Consider the following 21,982-nt stretch of genomic DNA (forward strand, 5'->3'; position numbering starts at 1 on the left):
CCTCGCGGAAGCGACGCGCGACATCACACGGCGTGTGCGTTAAACGGTCATCGGGTTGGGCTTGGACGGATCGAGGTTGTACTTGGCGATCGCGTCCGCGACCACCTTGCGCTCGATCGTGCCTTCGTCGGCCAGCGCGTTGAGCGCAGCGACGGTGACCCAGTGACGGTCGACCTCGAAGAAGTGACGCAGCTTCTCGCGGGTATCCGAGCGGCCGAAGCCGTCCGTGCCCAGCACGACGAAGCGGCGATCGATCTGGCCGCGAATCTGGTCGACCAGCGCGCGGACGTAGTCGGTCGATGCGATGACCGGGCCCTGCGTGTCCTTCAGGCACTTCTGCACGTGCGACAGGCGACGCTCCTCGGTCGGATGGAGCAGGTTCCAGCGCTCGACCTGGTGACCTTCGCGCGCGAGCTCGGTGAAGCTCGGCACGCTCCACAGGTCGGCGGCGACGCCCCAGTCGTTCTTCAGCAGGTCGGCGGCGGCGATCACTTCGTTGAAGATCGTGCCCGCGCCGAGCAGCTGGACGCGCGGCGCCTTCTTGTCGGCGTCGGCCTTCCTGAACGCGTACATGCCCTTGATGATGTCGGCCGCCACGTGCTCGCCCTGCGGAATCGCCGGGTGCTCGTAGTTCTCGTTCATCACCGTGATGTAGTAGTACACGTCTTCCTGGTCCTGCACCATGCGGCGCAGGCCGTCCTGGATGATCACGGCCAGTTCGTAGCCGAAGGTCGGGTCGTAGCTCACGCAGTTCGGCACCGATGCCGCCCACAGGAGCGAGTGGCCGTCTTCGTGCTGCAGGCCTTCGCCGTTCAGCGTCGTGCGGCCCGCGGTACCGCCGAGCAGGAAGCCGCGCGAGCGCATGTCGCCCGCGGCCCACGCGAGATCGCCGATCCGCTGGAAGCCGAACATCGAGTAGAAGATGTAGAACGGCACCATGATCTCGCCGTGCGTCGAGTACGACGTCGCCGCCGCGATCCAGTCGCACATGCCGCCCGCTTCGTTGATGCCTTCCTGCAGGATCTGGCCGGTTTGCGATTCCTTGTAGAACATCAGCTGGTCGGAATCTTCCGGCACGTACTTCTGGCCTTCCTGGTTCCAGATGCCGATCTGGCGGAACAGGCCTTCCATGCCGAACGTGCGCGACTCGTCCGGGACGATCGGCACGACGCGCTTGCCGAGCGCCTTGTCCTTCAGCAGGATGTTCAGGATCCGCACGAACGCCATCGTCGTCGAGATCTCGCGGCCTTCACCCGTGCCCTTCAGCAGCGGCTCGAACGCGTCGAGCGCCGGCACCGGCAGCGACGTCGCCTTCTCGCGGCGGTGCGGCAGGTAGCCGCCGAGGTCCATGCGCTGCTTGCGCATGTATTCGAGCTCCTTCGAGCCTTCCTCGAACTTCAGGTACGGCACGTCGGCGATCTGCTCGTCGCTGATCGGCAGGCGGAACTGGTCACGGAACTTCTTCAGTTGCTCGACCGGCAGTTTCTTCTGCTGGTGCGTGATGTTCATCGCTTGGCCCGACTCGCCCATCCCATAGCCCTTGATGGTCTTCGCGAGGATGACGGTCGGCGCGCCCTTCGTGTTGCTGGCTTCGTGGAACGCCGCATAGATCTTGTGCGGATCGTGGCCGCCGCGGTTCAGCGCCCAGATGTCGTCGTCCGACCAGTCGGCGACCAGCGCCTTCAGCTCAGGCGAGTTGAAGAAGTGCTCGCGGACGAACGCGCCCGATTCCGACTTGTACGTCTGGTATTCGCCGTCGACGACTTCCATCATGCGGCGCATCAGCGCGCCCGTCTTGTCGCGCGCGAACAGCGCATCCCAGCGGCTGCCCCAGATGACCTTGATCACGTTCCAGCCGGCGCCGCGGAATTCCGATTCGAGTTCCTGGATGATCTTGCCGTTGCCGCGCACCGGGCCGTCGAGACGCTGCAGGTTGCAGTTGATCACGAACACGAGGTTGTCGAGCTTCTCGCGGCTTGCCATCCCGATCGCACCGAGCGATTCCGGTTCGTCCGTCTCGCCGTCGCCGAGGAACGCCCACACCTTGCGGCCTTCCGTCGTCGCGATGCCGCGCGCCTGCAGGTACTTCATGAAGCGCGCCTGGTAGATCGCCATGATCGGGCCGAGACCCATCGACACGGTCGGGAACTGCCAGAAGTCCGGCATCAGCCACGGGTGCGGGTACGACGAAATGCCGTTGCCGTCGACTTCCTGGCGGAAGTTGTCGAGCTGCTCTTCCTTCAGGCGGCCGAGCAGGAACGCGCGCGAATACACGCCCGGCGACGAGTGGCCCTGCACGAACACGAGATCGCCGCCGTGCTGGTCGGACGCTGCGTGCCAGAAGTGGTTGTAGCCGACGTCATAGAGCGTCGCGGCCGACGCGAACGATGCGATGTGGCCGCCGACGTTCGTGTCCTTGCCAGCGCGCAGCACCATCGCCAGCGCGTTCCAGCGCGTGTACGAACGGATGCGGTGCTCGATATCCTGGTCGCCCGGAATCTTCGCCTGGGCTTCGACCGGAATCGTGTTGATGTACGGGGTATTCGCGGAGAACGGCAGGTGCTCGCCGTGCATGCGGGCGAACTCGATCTGCTTTTCGATCAGGTAGTGCGCGCGGCCGGTGCCCACGGAGGAGATCACGCCATCGAGCGACTCCAGCCACTCGACGGTTTCTTGCGGGTCGTCGTCATGTTCGGCGGCGACATATTTCATCACTTCGTTCGGTACAGCGGACATTCTCGTCTCCTGGGTCCTGGAATGTGAGGATCGCTCTCGTGCAGACGACGCGACGCGACCGGCTGCGGGCAAGCTCCAGCGGATTGTAATGAGCGTGCGCGGGCCTGCGCAACAAAATTTTCGAATCGTGAGATCTTTTCTCACAATACGGAATATTGCTGCGCCGCACCCATGCTTCGGGGCTCTGCGGCACGTCCCGGCGGCATAAATCCGTTTCCGTTCAACATATCCGGTATGGGTTTTCCATGTATTGCGCTGCGCTACAATCCTGCCATGTTGACCGATCGGCTTTTCGCACGCTCGGCGCGACCGTCGGGCCCGCCGGCGGAGTCGCAGCCGTCCCGTTGGCACCACGGACCGTGGTGGTCCAATTCCTATTTGCTGACGCCGCTGCTGTCGATCCTCGTGTTCCTCGTGGTGATGAGCCTCATCCTGTGGAGCCTCAATCGCCGCGAACAGCAGCAGCAGGAAGACACCCTCTTCCGTAACGTCGCGTGGGCGCAGCAGCAGATCCGCCTGTCGATGACGGGCGCGCAGGAACAGCTCCAGGCGCTGTCGCGCGATCTCGCGTCGGGCCGCCTCGACCAGAACGCGTTCCAGATGGCCGTCGCGGACGTGATGCAGACGCATCCGGAAATCCTCTACCTGAACTGGTACACCTCCCCCGGCGTGCAGCGCTGGCCGGCCGTGCATCCGCCGCTGCTCGGCCAGCGGCTCGCGAAGCCCGGCGACGCGCAGATGCAGGACGCCGTGCGCGGCGCCTACGACGAAGCGCGCAGCACGCGCCGCCAGGCCTATTCGCCGCTGATCTACGACGACTTCGGCAACGGCTTCATCACGCTGCAGACGCCGGTGATGCGCGGCGACCGCGAATATCTCGGCTCGATCGCCGCGGTGTTCTCGGTCGAAGGCATCCTGAAGCACGACATCCCGCAGGAGCTGTCGTCGAAGTACAAGATCTCGATCACCGACTCGAACAACCGCGAGCTGTCGTCCACGTCGACGCGCCCGCGCCTGCCGCGCGACTCGCACTACGACCTGCCGCTCGATCCGCCCGGCCAGGGGCTGACCGTGCGCGTGTACGCGTTCCCGCAACTCACGAACCTGACCAACAACACGCTCGTGTGGCTCGTCGCGGGGCTGTCGTGCTTCGTGCTGTGGAGCCTCTGGAGCCTGTGGAAGCACACGCGCCAGCGCTTCGAGGCGCAGCAGGCGCTGTACGCGGAGGCGTTCTTCCGCCGCGCAATGGAGAACTCGGTGCTGATCGGCATGCGCGTGCTCGACATGCACGGCCGCATCACGCACGTGAACCCCGCGTTCTGCCGGATGACGGGCTGGGACGAAACCGACCTCGTCGGCAAGGTCGCGCCGTTCCCGTACTGGCCGCGCGACGCTTACCCGGAAATGCAGCGCCAGCTCGACATGACGCTGCGCGGCAAGGCGCCGAGCTCGGGGTTCGAGCTGCGCGTGCGGCGCAAGAACGGCACGCTGTTCCATGCGCGCCTGTACGTATCGCCGCTGATCGACAGTTCCGGCCGCCAGACGGGCTGGATGTCGTCGATGACCGACATCACCGAACCGAAGCGCGCGCGCGAGGAACTCGCGGCCGCGCACGAGCGCTTCACGACGGTGCTCGAAAGCCTCGACGCCGCGGTGTCGGTGCTGGCCGCCGACGAGGCCGAGCTGCTGTTCGCGAACCGCTACTACCGCCACCTGTTCGGCATCCGCCCGGACGGCCATCTCGAGCTGTCGGGCGGCGGCTTCGACCGCGCGCAGGCATCGTCCGACTCGATCGACATGGTCGATGCGTTCGCGGGCCTGCCGGCCGCCGCGCTGACGAGCAGCACCGCCGATGCGCAGGAGGTGTACGTCGAGAGCATCCAGAAATGGTTCGAGGTGCGCCGCCAGTACATCCAGTGGGTGGACGGCCACCTCGCGCAGATGCAGATCGCGACCGACATCACGACCCGCAAGAAGGCTCAGGAACTCGCGCACCAGCAGGAGGAGAAGCTGCAGTTCACCAGCCGATTGATGACGATGGGTGAAATGGCGTCGTCGATTGCTCACGAATTGAACCAGCCGCTCGCCGCGATCAACAACTACTGTTCGGGCACGCTCGCGCTGGTCAAGAGCGGCCGCGGCACGCCCGAGACGCTGCAGCCCGCGCTGGAAAAGACCGCGCAGCAGGCGCTGCGGGCGGGGATGATCGTCAAGCGGATCCGCGAATTCGTGAAGCGCAGCGAGCCGAAGCGCCAGCCGGCGCGCGTCGCGGACATCGTCGCCGACGCGGTCGGGCTCGCCGAAATCGAGGCCAGGAAGCGCAGGATCCGGATCGTCACGGAAATCCTCGCAAGAATGCCTATTATTTATGTCGACCCCGTGCTGATCGAGCAGGTGCTGATGAACCTGATGAAGAACGCGGCCGAGGCGATGGCCGACGTGAAGCCGGCGTCGGCGGACGGCGTGATCCGCGTCGTCGCCGACATCGATGCGGGCTTCGTCGACATCCGCGTGATCGACCAGGGTCCGGGCGTCGACGAAGCGACCGCCGAACGCCTGTTCGAACCGTTTTACAGCACCAAGTCCGATGGCATGGGCATGGGGCTGAACATCTGCCGTTCGATCATCGAATCGCATCGGGGGCGTCTGTGGGTGGTCAACAACGTCGAGCCGGATGGCCGCATTTCCGGCGCGACGTTCCACTGCAGCCTGCCCATTGGGGAACCCGCTGATCTCGGCCGAGGGGGGCGCGAGGCATCGGCATCACATACCGTTACGGGAGAACTATGAATAGCCCAGTCACCACCACTCAGGAAACCGTCTTTGTCGTCGACGACGACGAGGCCGTACGGGACTCGCTGCGCTGGCTGCTGGAGGCGAACGGCTATCGCGTGCAATGCTTCTCGAGCGCCGAACAATTCCTCGATGCATACCAGCCTGCGCAGCAGGCCGGCCAGATCGCATGCCTGATCCTCGACGTGCGGATGTCGGGCATGAGCGGCCTCGAACTGCAGGAGCGCCTGATCGCCGACAACGCCGCGCTGCCGATCATCTTCGTCACCGGTCACGGCGACGTGCCGATGGCCGTATCGACGATGAAAAAGGGTGCGATGGACTTTATCGAGAAACCGTTCGACGAAGCCGAGCTGCGCAAGCTCGTCGAGCGGATGCTCGACAAGGCCCGAAGCGAAAGCAAGAGCGTCCAGGAACAGCGTGCCGCGAGCGAACGCCTGTCGAAGCTGACCGCGCGCGAGCAGCAGGTGCTCGAACGGATCATCGCGGGCCGCCTGAACAAGCAGATCGCCGACGACCTCGGCATCAGCATCAAGACGGTCGAAGCGCACCGCGCGAACATCATGGAAAAGCTCAACGTCAACACGGTGGCCGACCTGCTGCGCCTCGCGCTGTCGAAGAAACAGGCCTGAGCGTTCGCCGGCCGCGGCGGCACTGCCCGCCCGGCCCGTAGCCGCCCCGCGCGATGCGGCCCACTCGCGCGGCGGCGGCCTTTCCTCCCGGCGCGCGAGCGCCGCGGTCATGACGCTTCCTGCTGATTCGCTGTCGGACGGCAGCAGGCGAACGGTATAATTGCGTGTTTTGCTGCGGCGCTTCGGTGCCGTACGCACGCATTCCAACTTCCCGGCAGGACCCACCACCATGACAGCCCTCCTCATCGACGGCAACGCCCTTTCGAAGACCTTGCGCGCGCAGGCCGCCGAACGCGCCGCCGCCCTGACCGCACGCGGCCACCAGCCCGGCCTCGCGGTGATCCTCGTCGGCGAGAACCCGGCGAGCGAAGTCTACGTGCGCAACAAGATCAAGGCGTGCGAGGACAACGGTTTCTTCTCGCTGAAGGACGCGTACCCGGCCACGCTGTCGGAAGCCGACCTGCTCGCGCGTATCGACGAACTGAACCGTGACCCGAAGATCCACGGCATCCTCGTGCAGTTGCCGCTGCCCGCGCACATCGACAGCCACAAGGTGATCGAGGCGATCGCGCCGGAGAAGGACGTCGACGGCTTTCACGTCGCGAACGCCGGCGCGCTGATGACCGGCAAGCCGCTGTTCCGCCCGTGCACGCCGTACGGTGTGATGAAGATGTTCGCTGCGCACGACATCGCGCTGCAGGGCGCGAACGCGGTCGTGATCGGCCGCTCGAACATCGTCGGCAAGCCGATGGCGATGCTGCTGCTCGAAGCCGGCGCGACCGTGACGATCTGCCACAGCAAGACGCGCGACCTCGCCGCGCACACGCGGCAGGCCGATATCGTGGTCGCCGCGGTCGGCAAGCGCAACATCCTGACGGCCGACATGGTGAAGCCCGGCGCGACGGTGATCGACGTCGGCATGAACCGCGACGACGCAGGCAAGCTGTGCGGCGACGTCGACTTCGCGGGCGTGAAGGAAGTCGCCGGCCACATCACGCCGGTGCCGGGCGGCGTCGGCCCGATGACCATCACGATGCTGCTGATCAACACGATCGAAGCTGCCGAGCGCGCTGCCGCCGCGGCCGCCTGACCCCCCGCCCGTTCAGCCGGCGCGCGGTTTTCGTGCGCCGGCGTCTCGCCAGCCGCACCGCGCCGGCTGCACCACGCCAGCCGCACGTTGCCCGACGGCTTTCCGCCCCGCATCCGACCCTGCGTCAATCGCGCCGTTAGAAACTAACGATTGGAAAGCGCACGATGCGCCCCAATAATGTCGGTATCGGGCGCCATCGCGCCGTTACCCTTTTCATCCCGGTTCATCCGGCAACAGACAGGGAGTCTTATGTCCGCCAGCGCCAACACCAATCCGCTCCTCGACTTCTCCGACCTGCCCCGCTTCGGCGAAATCCGTCCGGAACACGTGACGCCCGCGCTCGATACGCTGCTCGACGCAGCCAACCGCGCAGTCGACGCCGCGAGCGCGCCCGCGACGCCGTCGACCTGGGCCGCCGTCGTCGAGACGGTCGAGCAGGCGACGGAGCCGCTCGGCCGCGCATGGGGCATCGTCGGTCACCTGAACGCGGTCGCCGACACGCCCGAGCTGCGGGCCGCGTACGGCGAGAACCTGCCGCGCGTGACCGAGTTCTGGTCGAGCGTCGGCCAGAATCTCGCGCTGTACGAGAAATACAAGGCGATCGCCGCGAGTGCCGAATACGCGACGCTGTCCGCCGAGCGCAAGAAGATCCTCGACAATGCACTGCGCGATTTCCGCCTGTCGGGCGCCGAACTGCCCGAAGACCAGAAGCCGCGCTTCGCGGAACTGCAGGAACAGCAGGCCGCGCTGTCGAAGGCGTTCTCCGACCACGTGCTCGACGCGACCAACGCGTACGCGTACTTCGCGCAGGACGACGCCGAACTGGCCGGCCTGCCCGGCGACGCGATCGAGGCCGCCCGCGAAGCCGCGCAGAAGGACGGCAAGGACGGCTGGAAATTCACGCTGCACTTCCCGTCGTACTTCCCGGTGCTGCAGTACGCGGACAACCGCGCGCTGCGCGAGACGCTCTACCGCGCCTATGCGACGCGCGCGTCGGAACTCGGGCCGCAGTACGGCGGCGGCAACGCCGAATGGGACAACACGGCAATCGTCGCCGACGAGCTGAAGCTGCGCCGCGAAGAGGCGCAGATGCTCGGCTACCGCAACTTCGCCGAAGTGTCGCTCGCACCGAAGATGGCCGAATCGCCGCAGCAGGTGATCGCATTCCTCGAGGATCTCGCGACGCGCGCGCGCCCGCACGCGGACAAGGACTGGGACGAACTGCGCGCGTTCGCCGCGAAGGAACTCGGCCTCGCCGAACTCGCGCCGTGGGACGTCGCGTACGCGGCCGAAAAGCTGCGCGAGCAGCGCTATGCGTTCTCGGAAAACGAGGTCAAGCAGTACTTCCCCGAGCCGGCCGTGCTGAAGGGCCTGTTCACCGTCACCGAGACGCTGTTCGGCGTGCGGATCGAGCCGGACGACGCGCCGGTATGGCACAAGGACGTGCGCTTTTTCCGCGTCGAGAACCGCGACGGCTCGCTCGTCGCGCAGTTCTATCTCGACCTGTACGCACGCGAAGGCAAGCGCGGCGGCGCCTGGATGGACGACGCGCGTTCGCGTGCGAAGCGCGGCAGCACCGTGCAGACGCCGGTCGCGTACCTGACCTGCAACTTCTCGGCGCCGGTCGGCGGCAAGCCCGCGTGCTTCACGCACGACGAAGTCATCACGCTGTTCCATGAGTTCGGCCACGGGCTGCATCACATGCTCACGCGCGTCGACGAGCTCGGCGTGTCGGGCATCAACGGCGTCGAATGGGATGCGGTCGAGCTGCCGTCGCAGTTCATGGAGAACTTCTGCTGGGAATGGGACGTGCTGTCGTCGATGTCGTCGCACGTCGACACGGGCGCCACGCTGCCGCGCGAACTGTTCGACAAGATGATCGCCGCGAAGAATTTCCAGAGCGGGCTCGGCACGCTGCGCCAGATTGTGTTCTCGATGTTCGACATGCTGCTGCACGTCGACTTCGACCCGGCTGGCTCGACCGGCGTAACCGCGTTCGCGCGCGAGATCAACGAGCGCTATCACGTGATCCCGCAGGCGGCGTTCTCGCGCTGGCCGAACACGTTCAGCCATATCTTCGCGGGCGGTTATGCAGCCGGCTACTACAGCTACAAGTGGGCCGAGGTGCTGTCGGCCGACGCGTACGCGGCGTTCGAGGAAGCGGCCGCCGCGAGCGGCAGCGTGCTCGACGCGGCGACCGGCACGCGCTATCGCCGCGAAATCCTCGAGGTCGGCGGCAGCCGTCCGGCAATGGATTCGTTCAAGGCGTTCCGCGGCCGCGAGCCGGAAATCGATGCGCTGCTGCGCCACAACGGGATGACCGCGCCCGCGCACTGAGCGCGCCGCGCCGCCCGGCCCTTCGGGCTGCATCGAAAGGCACCGCTTCGGCGGTGCCTTTTTTCATGGTGCGGGCGATTCGTCGTCGAACAGCGAGAACTGCCCGTGACGCTCGGCCGTGTCCTCGTCGATGCGTACGCCGACGCCGAGCAGCCGCACGGCCTGCGCGCGCCGCTGCAGCCCCTTCGCGAGCAGCGTGACGGCCGTATCCGCATTCGTCGCGTCGGCCACGCACTCGACCGTCGTGCGCTGGAAATCGGCGAAGCGGATCTTCACGTACAGCTTGCGGATCGACCTCGCGGCGCCCGCGCGCGCGATTCGCGCGTCGAGCTGCACGACCAGGCGGCGGATTTCCTCCGCGCATTGCTCGAGCGTCGTCAGGTCGGTCACGTAAGTCGTCTCGACGCTGACCGATTTGCGCTCCTGGTCGGCCTGCACGGGCCGCTCGTCGATCCCGCGCGACAGTTCGTACAGCCGCCGCCCGAACGCGCCGAATTCGCGGTGCAGGTCGATCAGCGGCCAGTCGCGCAATTGCGCGCAGGTCTGGATGCCGAGCCGGTCGAGCCGCGTGGCCGTCACCTTGCCGACGCCGTGCAGCTTGCGCACCGGCAGCGCCGCGACGAACGCGTCGATCTCGTGCGGCCGCACGACGAACAGGCCGTCGGGCTTGTTCCAGTCGGACGCGATCTTCGCGATGAACTTGTTCGGCGCGACGCCGGCCGACACGGTCACGCCGACCGTGTCGTGCACGCGCTGGCGGATCTCCCGCGCGATCAGCGTCGCGCTGCCCTGGCACCGCTCGGACCCGCTGACGTCGAGGTACGCCTCGTCGAGCGACAGCGGCTCGACATCCGGCGTGTAGTCGCGATAGATCGCCATGATCTGCCGCGACGCCGCGCGGTACTTGTCCATCGCGGACGGCAGGATCAGCAGGTCCGGGCACTTGCGCATCGCCAGCGCCGACGACATCGCCGAATGCACGCCGTAGCGCCGCGCCTCGTAGTTGCAGGTCGCGATCACGCCGCGCTGGTCCGGCCGGCCGCCGACCGCGAGCGGCCGGTTGCGCAGCGACGGGTCGTCGCGCATCTCGACCGACGCGTAGAAGCAGTCGCAATCGCAATGAATGATCTTGCGCATGCGCGGCAGCGCGTCGCCCGGCGGCGGTGCGTGCGGATCGGCAGGCGGAATGGTGGTCGGGTTCACGGTGCCGATACTGTACAAAAACACAGTGCCGGTTTCAACTGTCGCGTGCAGCCGCGCCCGGCTGCGCCGTACCGGCCCGCTTTGCGCGGATCGTACCGGCCGTGCGCGGGGAGCGGCGCCTATACTCGTCTGCCGCGACACACGAAACGCAAAGGTGACGGATGAAGACGATCGGACTGATCGGCGGAATGAGCTGGGAATCGTCGGCCGAGTACTACCGGATGATCAATCGGCACTCGAAGGCGCTGCATGGCGGACACCACAACGCGAAGAGCGTGCTGGTGACGGTCGATTTCGCGGAGATCGAAGCGCTGCAGCGCACGCACGACTGGGCCGCGCTCGGCGAACGGATGGCCGACGCCGCGCGGCAGCTCGAAGCGGCCGGCGCCGATCTCGTCGTGCTGACGACCAATACGATGCACCGCGTGCACGACGCGATCGAAGCCGCGGTGACGCTGCCGTTCCTGCACATCGCCGATCCGACAGGCACCGCGCTGCGCGACGCGGGCGTCGAGCGCGTCGCGCTGCTCGGCACGCGCTACACGATGGAGTTGCCGTTCTATGCGGAACGGCTGCGCGGGAAGTTCGGGATGGACGTGCTCGTGCCCGACGAACGCGGGCGCGACGACGTGCACCGGATCATCTACGACGAGCTGTGTCACGGCGTCATCTCGCCCGAATCGCATGCGACGTACGTGACGATCATCGAAGGACTGGCGAAGCGCGGCGCGCAGGCCGTGATCCTCGGCTGTACGGAAATCACGCTGCTGATCGGCGCGGACGACTCGCCGCTGCCGGTATTCGACACGACCGCGCTGCATGCGAAGGCGGCTGTGGAGTGGGCTGCACGATAGCGGCACGACACGCAACGACGCGCGCGCAGAAAACAAAAAACCCGGCACGAGGCCGGGTTCCTGTCGACGAAGCGCGCATCGGTCACTTGCGCTGCACATCGTCTGGTGTGCTTGGTTGCGGGGGTAGGATTTGAACCTACGACCTTCGGGTTATGAGCCCGACGAGCTGCCAGACTGCTCCACCCCGCGTCAGAGAAATAAATTATAGGGTGAGGGAGTACTTACGTCAACACTTTTGTCACAATTTCTTTCCCCTCCCCGATGGAGCGATGCGTGACACCTTCGCCGCGTCGCGCATCGCGCGCGTTCGCGCCGCGTGCTCGCGGTAAGATGGCGGCCGTCGCATTCACCCCGCACGCCCATTCCCGTTCATGAAAATCGCCACCTGGAACGTCAACTCGCTCAACGTCCGCAAGCAGCACGTACTCGACTGGCTCGCGCAAAGCGGCACCGATGTGCTGTGCCTGCAGGAACTGAAGCTGCCGGACGAGAAATTTCCGCGCGCCGATCTCGAAGCGATCGGCTACCGCAGCTGGTTCACGGGCCAGAGGACCTACAACGGCGTCGCGATCCTCGCGCGCGACACGCTGTCCGTCGACGAATCGGACATCGTGCGCAACATCCCCGGCTTCGACGATCCGCAGCAGCGCGTGGTCGCCGCGACGATCGACGGCGTGCGCATCGTGTCCGCCTATTTTCCGAACGGCCAGGCGCCCGACTCCGACAAGTTCGTCTACAAGATGCAGTGGCTCGACGCACTGCACGCATGGCTGAGCACCGAGCTGCAGCGCCACCCGAAGCTCGCACTGCTCGGCGACTACAACATCGCACCGGAAGACCGCGACGTGCACGATCCCGCGAAATGGGAAGGCCAGAACCTCGTGTCGCCGCAGGAACGCGCGCACTTCGCGAAGCTGATCGAGCTCGGCTTCGTCGATGCGTTCCGCCGCTTCGAACAGCCCGAGAAGACCTTCACGTGGTGGGACTACCGGATGATGGCGTTCCGCCGCAACGCGGGGCTGCGCATCGACCACATCCTGCTGTCGCCGGCGCTCGCCGCAACCTGCGCGTCGTGCGAGGTCGACCGCACGCCGCGCACGTGGGAACAGCCGTCCGACCACACGCCCGTCGTCGCGGTCGTCGGCTGATCGCGCCGTAGCCCGCGCGTTCAGCGCCGCGCGGGCGCCGGCCCGAGATGGGCCCACAGGAACCCGAATTCGGCCGCGTCGGATTCGGCGCGTTCCAGATCGTCGGCGCTGCCGTGGCCGCCGTCGGTGTTCTCCCAGTACCACACCCGTTCGTGACCGAGCGCATGCATGCGCGCGGCCATCTTGCGCGCATGCGCGGGATGCACGCGATCGTCGCGCGTCGACGTCGTCAGCAGCAGCGGCGGATACGCGACGCCTTCGCGCACGCGGTGATACGGCGAATACGCGGCCAGCGCCGCGCCCTCGCGCGGATCGTCCGGGTCGCCGTATTCGTCGAGCCACGCGGCGCCCGCGTGCAGCTTCGGATAACGGCGCATGTCGAGCAGCGGCACGCGGCACAGCACCGCGCCGAACAGCTCCGGCCGCTGCGCCATGCACGCGGCGACCAGCAGCCCGCCGTTGCTGCCGCCCTCGATCCCGAGCTGCGCGGCGGTCGTCACGCCGGTGGCCGCCAGATCCTCGGCCACCGCGATGAAGTCGTCGAACGAACGCTGCCGATGTTCGCGCTGCGCGTCGACGTGCCAGCGCGGCCCGAACTCGCCGCCGCCGCGGATGTGCGCGAACGCCAAAACGCCGCCACGCTCGAGCCACCCGATGCCGAACGCATCGCTATAGCCCGGCAGGTTCGGGATCGCAAAGCCGCCATAACCCGACAGCAGGCACGGCCGCGCGACGCGCGCGGCGCTGCCGGGCGCATCGAGGGCGTCCAGCGCATCGCGCGGCCCGATCAGCGTGTACGGCACCACCGTGCCGTCGCGCGAGCGCGCGCTTGCACGACGCACGACGAGCCCCGCCGCATCGAACTGCACCGGTGGCCGGTCGAGCAGCACGCGGCGCGACGGCGCATCGGCCGCACGATCGGCAAGATCGGCCAGCCAGCATTCGGGCGGATCGAGATAGGTATCGACGTCCACGTAGACCTCGTCGTTCAGCGTCGACTCGACGGGCTCGACGTCGATCTGCGCGTCGCCCGGCCAGTCGAACGGCCGCGCGTCCCACGTCCACGTGCCGTCGTCGGCCTGCCGCGGCTGCCACAGCATCGTGCGGTTGTGCACGTCGTCGAGCCAGCTCGCGATCAGCATCGTGCGCGTGTGCGTCCACGTGCAGGCGGACGTCGACGGTTGCGGCGCGAACAGCGTCGTGAGCTCGCGCGACCCGGCCAGGAACGCCTGCTCGCGGATCGCGAGCAGCGACCCGCCCGCATGGCGCACGCCGCCGCAGTCCCAGTCGAGGCGCGGCTCCAGCACGAGCCAGCCCTCCCAGAACCCGACCTCGACATGCGTCGGCACGTCGTAGCGCGCCCACTCGCCCGCCTCCGTCAGCCGGTACGCATGCGCGTCGAAGAAATCGACGCTGCGCCATGCGACGTGGCGGTTGTCGATCGGATCGAACCCCGCGCCCGCGCTGATATCGTCGGGTTCGCCGCGGAATACGACGGGCGCGTCGGCAAGCGGCGTGCCGCGCACCCAGCGCCGCGCTTCATACGGATAGCCGGCCGCGGTCGCATGCGCTGCGCCGCGATCCCAGCTCACGTAAACGGTATCGCGGTCGATCCAGCCGATTGTGTGATGCCCCGGCTCGTCGATCGTGAAACCGCCGGCGACGAAACGGCGCTCGACGAGATCGAATTCGCGCACGACGACCGCGTCGGCGCCGCCCGGCGACAGCGACAGCAGCACGCGATCGCCGTCCGGATACAGGATCGCCTCCTGCTCGAACACCCACGACTCGCCCTCCTCGGCACCGAGCGCGTCGACGTCGAGCAGCGTTTCCCACGCCGGCCGGCCGGCGCGCCAGTCGTCCCAGCGCGTGCGGCGCCACAGCCCCTTCGGATGGAGATCGTCCTGCCACAGGTCATAGGCCCAGTCGCGCCAGCGGGTCGGAATCACCGGGCGTTCGCGCGGCAGATATGCTTTCGCGAGACGCGCCGTGAGCGTGCGAAACGCGTCGTCGTCGCGCAGCGCGGCGCGCGTGCGCGCATTCTGCTCGTCGACCCACGTGCGGGCGCGCTTGCTGTCGAGCGCTTCGAGGAAACGGAACGGGTCGGCCCCGGCGGGCCAGCGGAAGGAATCGGACATTGCGGATCGGCGGATTGGGAAACTGCGTACAAACCGCGATTATGTCCGATCGCGGCATGCGCGACGCCCGCGCATGCCGCGAATCGTACTCAGGGCTCCAGGTGCAGTTCCTGGATCTTGCGCGTGATCGTGTTGCGGCCGATGCCGAGCCGCTCCGCGGCCTCGACCTTGCGGCCGCGCGTGAAGTCGAGCGCCTCGCGGATCACGGCCGCCTCGAAGCGGCGTGCGAGCTCGTCCATCACGTCGGCCGAGTTCTCGCGCAACAGCCGCGCGACTTCGGTGCGCAGGCCATGCTCCCACACCGGATAGCCGGCCGGCGCGCCGCCGCTCGGCGCGGCCGCGACAGGCGCGGACACCACCGGCGCCGCACCGATCATCGGTTGCGCGAGCGCGGCATCGCCGCCGCTGCCGCGCGCATCCGCGCCGTCGCCCGTCGCGAGGACCGGAGCACCGGCCGGCACGAGGTCGGGCGGCAGGTCCTTGATCTCGACCGTCTGCGCGGGCGCCATCACGGTCAGCCAGTTCGCGAGGTTCTCGAGCTGCCGCACGTTGCCGGGAAACGGGAGCGACGTCAGGTATGCCAGCGCATCGTCGGACACGCGCTTCGGCTCGACGCCGAGATCGCGCGCACTCTTCTGCAGGAAGTGGCGCGTGAGCAGTGCAATGTCCTCGCTGCGTTCGCGCAGCGGCGGCAGGCGTAGCCGGATCACGTTGAGCCGGTGGTAAAGATCCTCGCGGAACAGCCCCTGCCGCACGCGCGATTCGAGATTCTGGTGCGTCGCGGCGATCACGCGCACGTTCGCGCGCAGCGGGTTGTGTCCGCCGACCCGATAGAACTGCCCGTCCGACAGCACGCGCAGCAGACGCGTCTGCAGGTCGAACGGCATGTCGCCGATTTCGTCGAGGAACAGCGTGCCGTTCTCGGCCTGCTCGAAGCGGCCCTGCCGCGTCGTCTGCGCGCCGGTGAACGCGCCGCGCTCATGGCCGAACAGCTCGGATTCGAGCAGGTCCTTCGGAATCGCCGCGGTGTTCAGCGCGATGAACGGCCCGTTCGCGCGCGGGCTGTGACGGTGCAGCGCACGCGCGACGAGTTCCTTGCCGGTGCCCGACTCGCCGGTGATCAGCACGGTCGCGGCCGAATGCGACAGGCGGCCGATCGCGCGGAACATGTCCTGCATCGCGGGCGCCTGGCCGAGCATCTCGGGCGCCTCGGCGACGCGCTCGTCCTGCGGCGCGCCGCCGCGCAGGCTTTCCTCGACCGCGCGGCGAATCAGCTCGACCGCCTTGTCGACGTCGAACGGCTTCGCGAGATATTCGAACGCGCCGCCCTGGAACGCCGCGACGGCGCTGTCGAGATCGGAGAACGCCGTCATGATGATGACGGGCAGGCCGGGCAGCCGCTCGTGCATCGCCTGCAGCAGCTCGAGGCCCGAGCCGCCCGGCATCCGGATGTCGGACACGAGCACTTGCGGCGTCTCGTGGTCGAGCGCGGACAGCGCGTCGCGCACGTTCGCGAAGCTCTTCGTCGCGAAGCTGTCCCGGGCGAGTGCCTTTTCAAGCACCCAGCGGATCGATTGGTCGTCGTCTACTATCCAGATCGGCTTCATAGGTCGGTCAGGTATGGGTGAATCCGGTGAATCGTGCTGTCGCCGCTCAATGGTCGAGCGGCAGCAGAATCTGAAATTCGGTACGTCCGGGCCGGCTCTCGACCTCGATCATCCCGTCGTGCTGCTGCACGAACGTCTGCGCGAGCGTGAGGCCGAGGCCGCTGCCGTCGTCGCGCCCGGACACGAGCGGGTAGAAGATCCGGTCGCGGATCTCTTCCGGAATGCCGGGCCCGTTGTCGATCACGTGCAAGTCCAGTGCCAGCTTGTACAGGCGCTTGGCGATCGTGATCTTGCGCGCGATGCGGGTGCGCAGCTCGATCTTCGCGTCGCCCTGCGCGATCCGTTCGCGCAGCGCCTGCGCGGCGTTGCGCACGATGTTGAGCAGCGCCTGGATCAGTTGCTCCTTGTCGCCGCGCAGATCCGGCACGCTCACGTCGTAGTCGCGCTCGATCGTGAGCCCGCGCGGAAATTCCGCGAGCATCACCGCGCGCACGCGTTCGCACACTTCATGAATGTTCACGTCGCCGACGATGTGCGGATGCCGGTGCGGCTCCAGCAACCGGTCGACGAGCGTCTGCAGGCGGTCGGACTCCTTGATGATCACCTGCGTGTATTCGCGCAGCTCGCCGCGCTCGCGCTCGCCGAGCTCGAATTCGAGCAGCTGGGCTGCGCCGCGAATTCCGCCGAGCGGGTTCTTGATCTCGTGCGCGAGGTTGCGGATCAACTGCTTGTTGACCGCGGTCAGGTCGTGAATGCGCTCCTCGCGATCGGTGCGCGACTGCCGCTCGTTCTCGAACAGCTCGACGAGCACGAAATCGGGCGCGGTCTCGAGGAAGCCGACGATCGCGTGCACGTGCAGCGGTTCGCGGCCGGGCCGGTCGAGCACGGTATCGAGGTGCGTCGCGTGAAAGCGCTCCTCGCCGATCGCGGTGATCGTCGACGCGAGTTCGTTCGCGTTCGGAAAAATCTCGCCCCACGGCCGCTGCGCGAGCTGCCTGCGCGAGATGTCGAGCATCGCCTCCGCCGACGGGTTCGCGAATGCGATCCGCAGCGTCTTGCGGTCGAGCACGATCACGACCGTCGGCAGCGCTTCCAGCCCCGCAAGCAGGCCCGAACGCGCAAGCCGCTCGTCGTCCGTCAGCCGCTCGGGCTGCCCCGTCTTCGCCTTGATCAGATTCTTCAGAACCATCTGCGTGCTTGTCGCGCCTCAACGGGCCAGAAAATGAAAATCGTCGGAACAAAAAAGGGACGGCTGGATGCCGCCCCTTTCAGACTCCGCCGTTCCCGCCGCAGGCTGCGCGACGGGAACGAACCGGCGTGACGGCGCTGAATCGAAGCGCCATCGCCGATTACAGCGAGTAGTACATCTCGAACTCGATCGGGTGCGTCGTCATGCGGAACTTCGCCAGCTCCTGCTCCTTCAGCGCGAGGTACGCATCGATCATGCCGTCCGTGAACACGCCGCCGCGCGTCAGGAACTCGCGATCCTTGTCGAGCGCTTCGAGTGCCTGGTCGAGGCCCGCGCAGACGGTCGGGATCTTTGCATCCTCTTCCGGCGGCAGGTCGTACAGGTTCTTGTCCGCTGCTTCGCCCGGATGGATCTTGTTCTGGATCCCGTCGAGGCCGGCCATCATCAGCGCCGTGAAGCACAGGTACGGGTTCGCCATCGGATCCGGGAAGCGCGTTTCGATGCGGCGGCCCTTCGGGTTCGACACGTGCGGAATGCGGATCGATGCCGAACGGTTGCGTGCCGAGTAGGCCAGCTTGACCGGTGCCTCGAAGTGCGGGACCAGACGCTTGTACGAGTTCGTCGTCGGGTTCGTGATCGCGTTCAGCGCACGGGCGTGCTTGATGATGCCGCCGATGTAGAACAGCGCCAGTTCCGACAGGCCGGCGTAGCCGTTGCCCGCGAACAGGTTCTGGCCGTCCTTCCAGAGCGACTGGTGAACGTGCATGCCCGAACCGTTGTCGCCGACGACCGGCTTCGGCATGAACGTCGCCGTCTTGCCGTACGAGTGCGCGACGTTATGGATGATGTACTTCGACCATTGCGTCCAGTCCGCACGCTGCACGAGCGTCGAGAACTTCGTGCCGATTTCGTTCTGGCCCTGGCCCGCCACTTCGTGGTGGTGCACTTCGACCGGGATGCCGAGCTGTTCGAGCAGCAGGCACATTTCCGAACGCATGTCCTGGAACGTGTCGACCGGCGCGACCGGGAAGTAGCCGCCCTTCGTGCCCGGACGGTGACCCGTGTTGCCGCCTTCGAATTCCTTGCCCGACGACCACGGCGCTTCTTCCGAGTTGATCTTCACGAAGCAGCCCGACATGTCCGTGTTCCACTGGACCGAGTCGAAAATGAAGAATTCCGGTTCCGGACCGAAGTAGGCCGTGTCGCCGATGCCCGTGCTCTTCAGGTACGCTTCGCCGCGCTTCGCGAGCGAACGCGGATCGCGCTCGTAGCCCTTGCCGTCGGCCGGCTCGACCACGTCGCAGGTCAGCACGAGGGTCGACTCTTCATAGAACGGGTCGACGAATGCGGCGCTCGGGTCCGGCATGAGCAGCATGTCCGACGCCTCGATGCCCTTCCAGCCCGCGATCGACGAACCGTCGAATGCATGACCGCTTTCGAACTTGTCTTCGTCAAACGCCGAAACCGGCACCGACACGTGCTGTTCCTTGCCGCGCGTATCCGTGAAGCGGAAATCGACAAACTTGACGTCCTCGTCCTTCACGAGCTGCATGACGTCGGCGACGGTTTTACTCATAACCTCTTCTCCTGATTGAACAATTCCGGCGGACTGGGAACCGCCTCGTTTATCGAGCTGATCGGGGTCTTGCTTTGGCGCAGCGCGCCCCGATTCGACCGAATTCTATAAAGCAGCTTCCGTGCCACCCATGCGCAAGACTGGCACGAATCGCGCCGGCGCTCGCCGCGACGGGGCTGCGCTGCGCGATTCCGGGGCCTGGCGCCGCACCGGCCATCAGCCGGAAGCACCGCGATGGTGCAATCGTCGCGATGCGCCGCGCCCGCCGAATCATTCTGGTGCATGCGCGCCATTCTGCACTCTTTTGGTGAACACGTGTGCGGTGCGTCCACCTTGCCGCATACGGCCGTCCGGGCCGCGGCGCCGCGCTAGAATATTTGTTTGACCGATCAGGAGACTCCCACCATGAGTACGCTCGACCAGCTTTACGCGAAGGCCGACGAACGCCGCGCACAAGGCGCGCTCAACTACGCCGGCGCGCTGCTGCCGGTCGAGGCATTCGAACTGCTGCAGCTCGACCCGTCGGCACGCCTCGTCGACGTGCGCACCCGTGCCGAGCTCGACTGGATCGGCCGTCCGCTCGTCGGCGACGGCCAGTACCTGCACCTCGAATGGACGCGCTACCCGGGCGGCGTGCCGAACGCCGAATTCGTCAACGAACTGAAGGCGGCCATCGCGCCCGATACGCCCGTGCTGTTCCTGTGCCGCAGCGCCGCGCGCTCGAAGCTCGCCGCGGTCGCGTCGTCGCAGGCCGGCTTCACGAAGGCGTTCGACCTGCTCGAAGGCTTCGAGGGTGCCAAGGACGCCGAAGGCCACCGCAAGACGGTCGACGGCTGGTGCTTCCGCAAACTGCCGTGGATCGGCGCCTGACGGCGCGCGCGCCCGACCGGTTGCGACAGCCTCATCGTCGAGCCGGGCGATGACATGCCGATGACGGGCCGCGTTGCGCGGCCCGTCGCCTTTTGTACGCGCGTTCCCGGTCAGGCGCGCGACGTGTCGGGCTCGACGACGTCGCCGCCGAGCAGGTGCACGCCTTCGCGCAGCTTCACGAACGCGGCCGCGACCGCTTCCGGCTCCCCTTTCACGCCGAGGTCGATGTGACGGCGCGCGTAGATGCCGCCGCGCTCCGCATCGCCGACGCTCGGCAGGCTGAACACGCGCACGCCCGGGAAGTCGCGCTCGATGCGCTCCATCAGCGGCGTGAGCGTCGATTCCGGCAGCTCGAACACGTACAGCGAGCGCTCCGCGTGCGGCGTCGCGTGATGCAGGTGCGCGTACTTCGTATCGAGCACCCATTCGATCATCGGCCAGGCCATCACCGGGAAGCCCGGCACGAAATGCAGATCGCCGACCGAGAAGCCGGGAATCCGGTTATAGCCGTTCGGGATGATCGTCGCGCCCACCGGAAACACGCCCATGTTGAAGCGGTGCTGGTTCTCCGGCGAGTCGAAGTCGACCGGTTTGGCCGGATCGCCGTGCGTTTCCCGGATCCGCTCCGAGATCAGCACCTTCGCTTCCGGATGCAGTTCGAGCGGCACGCCGAGCGCGGCGGCCGCGCACTGGCGCGTGTGGTCGTCCGGCGTCGCGCCGATCCCGCCCGTCGAGAACACGATGTCGCCCGACGCGATCGCGCGTGCGAGCGTCGCCGTGATGCGCGCCGGATCGTCGCCGACATATTCGGCCCAGTCGAGCGCGAGGCCGCGCGCGCCGAGCAGCTCGACGACCTTCGCCAGATGCTTGTCCTGCCGGCGGCCCGAGAGGATTTCGTCGCCGATGATGATGATGCCGATGCTCATGCCTGCCCCATGTCGATTGCGGTGGCGCGCGCGCTCGCGCGCAGGTCCTCCAGCGCGCGCAGGCAATAGTGCCCGAACCACAGCGCCGAGAAGACGAGGATGAAAGCGTAAACCCAGATCATGGCCGCCGCGACGAACGGGAACAGCACCATCATCCAGACCGACGATACCCACACGAAGGTCGGCACGGTGCCGAGCAGACCGGTCGCGACGCCGATGCCGATCAGCGGCCAGCGATGCTGCCGCACGAGCGCGCGGCGCTCGTCGCGGCTCGCGTGCAGCGCGAGCGCGTCGTAGGTCATCACGCGGTAGGTGAGCCAGCCCCAGATCACCGGCGGCAGCAGCGCGAAGAACGGCGGGATCAGCCACAGCGGAATCGTGACGACGAGCACGACGACGCCGGCCAGCGCCGCCCACAGCGAATTGAACACGCTGCCGAAGAAGGTGCCGCCCCGCTTCGGCTCGAGCGCCGCGAACTGCCGGTTCGACAGGTGCTTGATCACGACCGGCATCGAAATCGTCGCGATCAGCAGCAGCACGGTCAGCACGATCAGCGGAATCGCGAGCGACACGACCACGAACGGCGCGACGACCGCATGCAGTTGCGACATGCCGATCATGTCGAACGCACGATACAGCGCGGCCGTCAGCACGAAGCCGTCGAGCGCGCCGCGCGCGAGGTCCAGCAGCGTCTGCCACGAGAACCACAGCAGGACGCCCCACAGGACGGCGGAGACGAGAAACGGCATCAGGGTGAGCCAGAGCATGCGCGGGTGCAATGCGCTCGCCAATGCCCGGACGAAGGAACGCAGCAAATCGTTCATGCGAGCCTGTATCGACGGAGAAAAACGCGGAAAGGATAAACCACGCGGCCCGCATGCGC

General features: G+C 66.9%; 15 protein-coding genes and 1 tRNA gene. 7 read left to right on the forward strand and 9 right to left on the reverse strand.

Annotated features, from left to right (window positions below):
* Positions 1-39 precede the first annotated feature (39 nt).
* Positions 40-2,736 (reverse strand): pyruvate dehydrogenase (acetyl-transferring), homodimeric type, encoded by a 2,697-nt coding sequence (aceE, locus tag ACPUER_RS17270; RefSeq protein WP_175961257.1) that lies wholly within the window; start codon positions 2,734-2,736, stop codon positions 40-42.
* A gap of 273 nt (positions 2,737-3,009) precedes the next feature.
* On the opposite strand from aceE, the gene fixL reads away from it, so the two are divergent.
* The 4 genes from fixL to ACPUER_RS17290 all read left to right on the forward strand — a co-directional run bounded on the left by fixL (position 3,010) and on the right by ACPUER_RS17290 (position 9,588).
* Positions 3,010-5,526, forward strand: a complete 2,517-nt coding sequence (fixL, locus tag ACPUER_RS17275; protein ID WP_310141613.1) for an oxygen sensor histidine kinase FixL — start codon at positions 3,010-3,012, stop codon at positions 5,524-5,526.
* A complete protein-coding gene (gene fixJ / locus ACPUER_RS17280; RefSeq protein ID WP_006493245.1) occupies positions 5,523-6,161 on the forward strand; it encodes an oxygen response regulator transcription factor FixJ in 639 nt (212 codons plus the stop codon). The genes fixL and fixJ overlap by 4 nt, the downstream gene beginning before the upstream one ends.
* Before the next feature lie 229 nt (positions 6,162-6,390).
* On the forward strand, positions 6,391-7,251 hold the full coding sequence (gene folD, locus ACPUER_RS17285; protein ID WP_425131661.1) for a bifunctional methylenetetrahydrofolate dehydrogenase/methenyltetrahydrofolate cyclohydrolase FolD: 861 nt from the start codon (positions 6,391-6,393) through the stop codon (positions 7,249-7,251).
* 249 nt (positions 7,252-7,500) lie between these two features.
* Entirely contained in the window at positions 7,501-9,588 is a 2,088-nt protein-coding gene (locus tag ACPUER_RS17290; protein WP_425131662.1) for a M3 family metallopeptidase, read from the forward strand.
* 63 nt (positions 9,589-9,651) lie between these two features.
* Here ACPUER_RS17290 and dinB read toward each other — a convergent pair whose 3' ends face one another.
* A complete protein-coding gene (dinB, locus tag ACPUER_RS17295; protein WP_034183544.1) occupies positions 9,652-10,815 on the reverse strand; it encodes a DNA polymerase IV in 1,164 nt (387 codons plus the stop codon).
* Positions 10,816-10,952: 137 nt separating this feature from the next.
* On the opposite strand from dinB, the gene ACPUER_RS17300 reads away from it, so the two are divergent.
* Positions 10,953-11,645 carry an aspartate/glutamate racemase family protein gene (locus tag ACPUER_RS17300; protein WP_425131663.1) on the forward strand — a complete coding sequence of 231 codons (693 nt, stop codon included), beginning with the start codon at positions 10,953-10,955 and terminating at the stop codon, positions 11,643-11,645.
* A 112-nt stretch (positions 11,646-11,757) separates the two neighbouring features.
* Here the strand turns inward: ACPUER_RS17300 and ACPUER_RS17305 are convergent.
* Positions 11,758-11,834 (reverse strand) — tRNA-Met (locus ACPUER_RS17305).
* A 182-nt stretch (positions 11,835-12,016) separates the two neighbouring features.
* Between ACPUER_RS17305 and xth the strand changes: the two genes are divergently transcribed.
* Complete coding sequence (gene xth / locus ACPUER_RS17310) at positions 12,017-12,793, forward strand: exodeoxyribonuclease III (RefSeq protein WP_175961262.1); 777 nt, start codon at positions 12,017-12,019, stop codon at positions 12,791-12,793.
* Positions 12,794-12,813: 20 nt separating this feature from the next.
* On the opposite strand, the gene ACPUER_RS17315 is transcribed toward xth, so the two are convergent.
* The 4 genes from ACPUER_RS17315 to glnA all read right to left on the reverse strand — a co-directional run bounded on the left by ACPUER_RS17315 (position 12,814) and on the right by glnA (position 19,303).
* A complete protein-coding gene (locus ACPUER_RS17315; protein WP_425131664.1) occupies positions 12,814-14,931 on the reverse strand; it encodes a prolyl oligopeptidase family serine peptidase in 2,118 nt (705 codons plus the stop codon).
* 89 nt (positions 14,932-15,020) lie between these two features.
* Complete coding sequence (gene ntrC / locus ACPUER_RS17320; RefSeq protein ID WP_175961264.1) at positions 15,021-16,538, reverse strand: nitrogen regulation protein NR(I); 1,518 nt, start codon at positions 16,536-16,538, stop codon at positions 15,021-15,023.
* 46 nt (positions 16,539-16,584) lie between these two features.
* A complete protein-coding gene (gene glnL / locus ACPUER_RS17325; protein WP_034183539.1) occupies positions 16,585-17,727 on the reverse strand; it encodes a nitrogen regulation protein NR(II) in 1,143 nt (380 codons plus the stop codon).
* A gap of 160 nt (positions 17,728-17,887) precedes the next feature.
* Entirely contained in the window at positions 17,888-19,303 is a 1,416-nt protein-coding gene (gene glnA / locus ACPUER_RS17330) for a type I glutamate--ammonia ligase (RefSeq protein ID WP_425131665.1), read from the reverse strand.
* 405 nt (positions 19,304-19,708) lie between these two features.
* On the opposite strand from glnA, the gene ACPUER_RS17335 reads away from it, so the two are divergent.
* Positions 19,709-20,173: a rhodanese-like domain-containing protein gene (locus tag ACPUER_RS17335; RefSeq protein ID WP_034183537.1), complete on the forward strand. Its 465-nt coding sequence runs from the start codon at positions 19,709-19,711 to the stop codon at positions 20,171-20,173.
* Positions 20,174-20,283: 110 nt separating this feature from the next.
* On the opposite strand, the gene ACPUER_RS17340 is transcribed toward ACPUER_RS17335, so the two are convergent.
* Both ACPUER_RS17340 and ACPUER_RS17345 read right to left on the reverse strand, forming a co-directional pair.
* Positions 20,284-21,099, reverse strand: a complete 816-nt coding sequence (locus ACPUER_RS17340) for a molybdopterin-binding protein (protein ID WP_310141593.1) — start codon at positions 21,097-21,099, stop codon at positions 20,284-20,286.
* The gene (locus ACPUER_RS17345) at positions 21,096-21,923 is read right to left on the reverse strand and encodes an EI24 domain-containing protein (RefSeq protein WP_072436982.1); all 828 of its coding nucleotides are present in this window, start codon (positions 21,921-21,923) and stop codon (positions 21,096-21,098) included. Before ACPUER_RS17345 ends, ACPUER_RS17340 begins: the two co-directional genes overlap by 4 nt.
* Positions 21,924-21,982 lie beyond the last annotated feature (59 nt).

Origin of the sequence: Burkholderia sp. DN3021, assembly GCF_049805555.1 — a bacterium.
GTDB lineage: Bacteria > Pseudomonadota > Gammaproteobacteria > Burkholderiales > Burkholderiaceae > Burkholderia > Burkholderia pyrrocinia_C.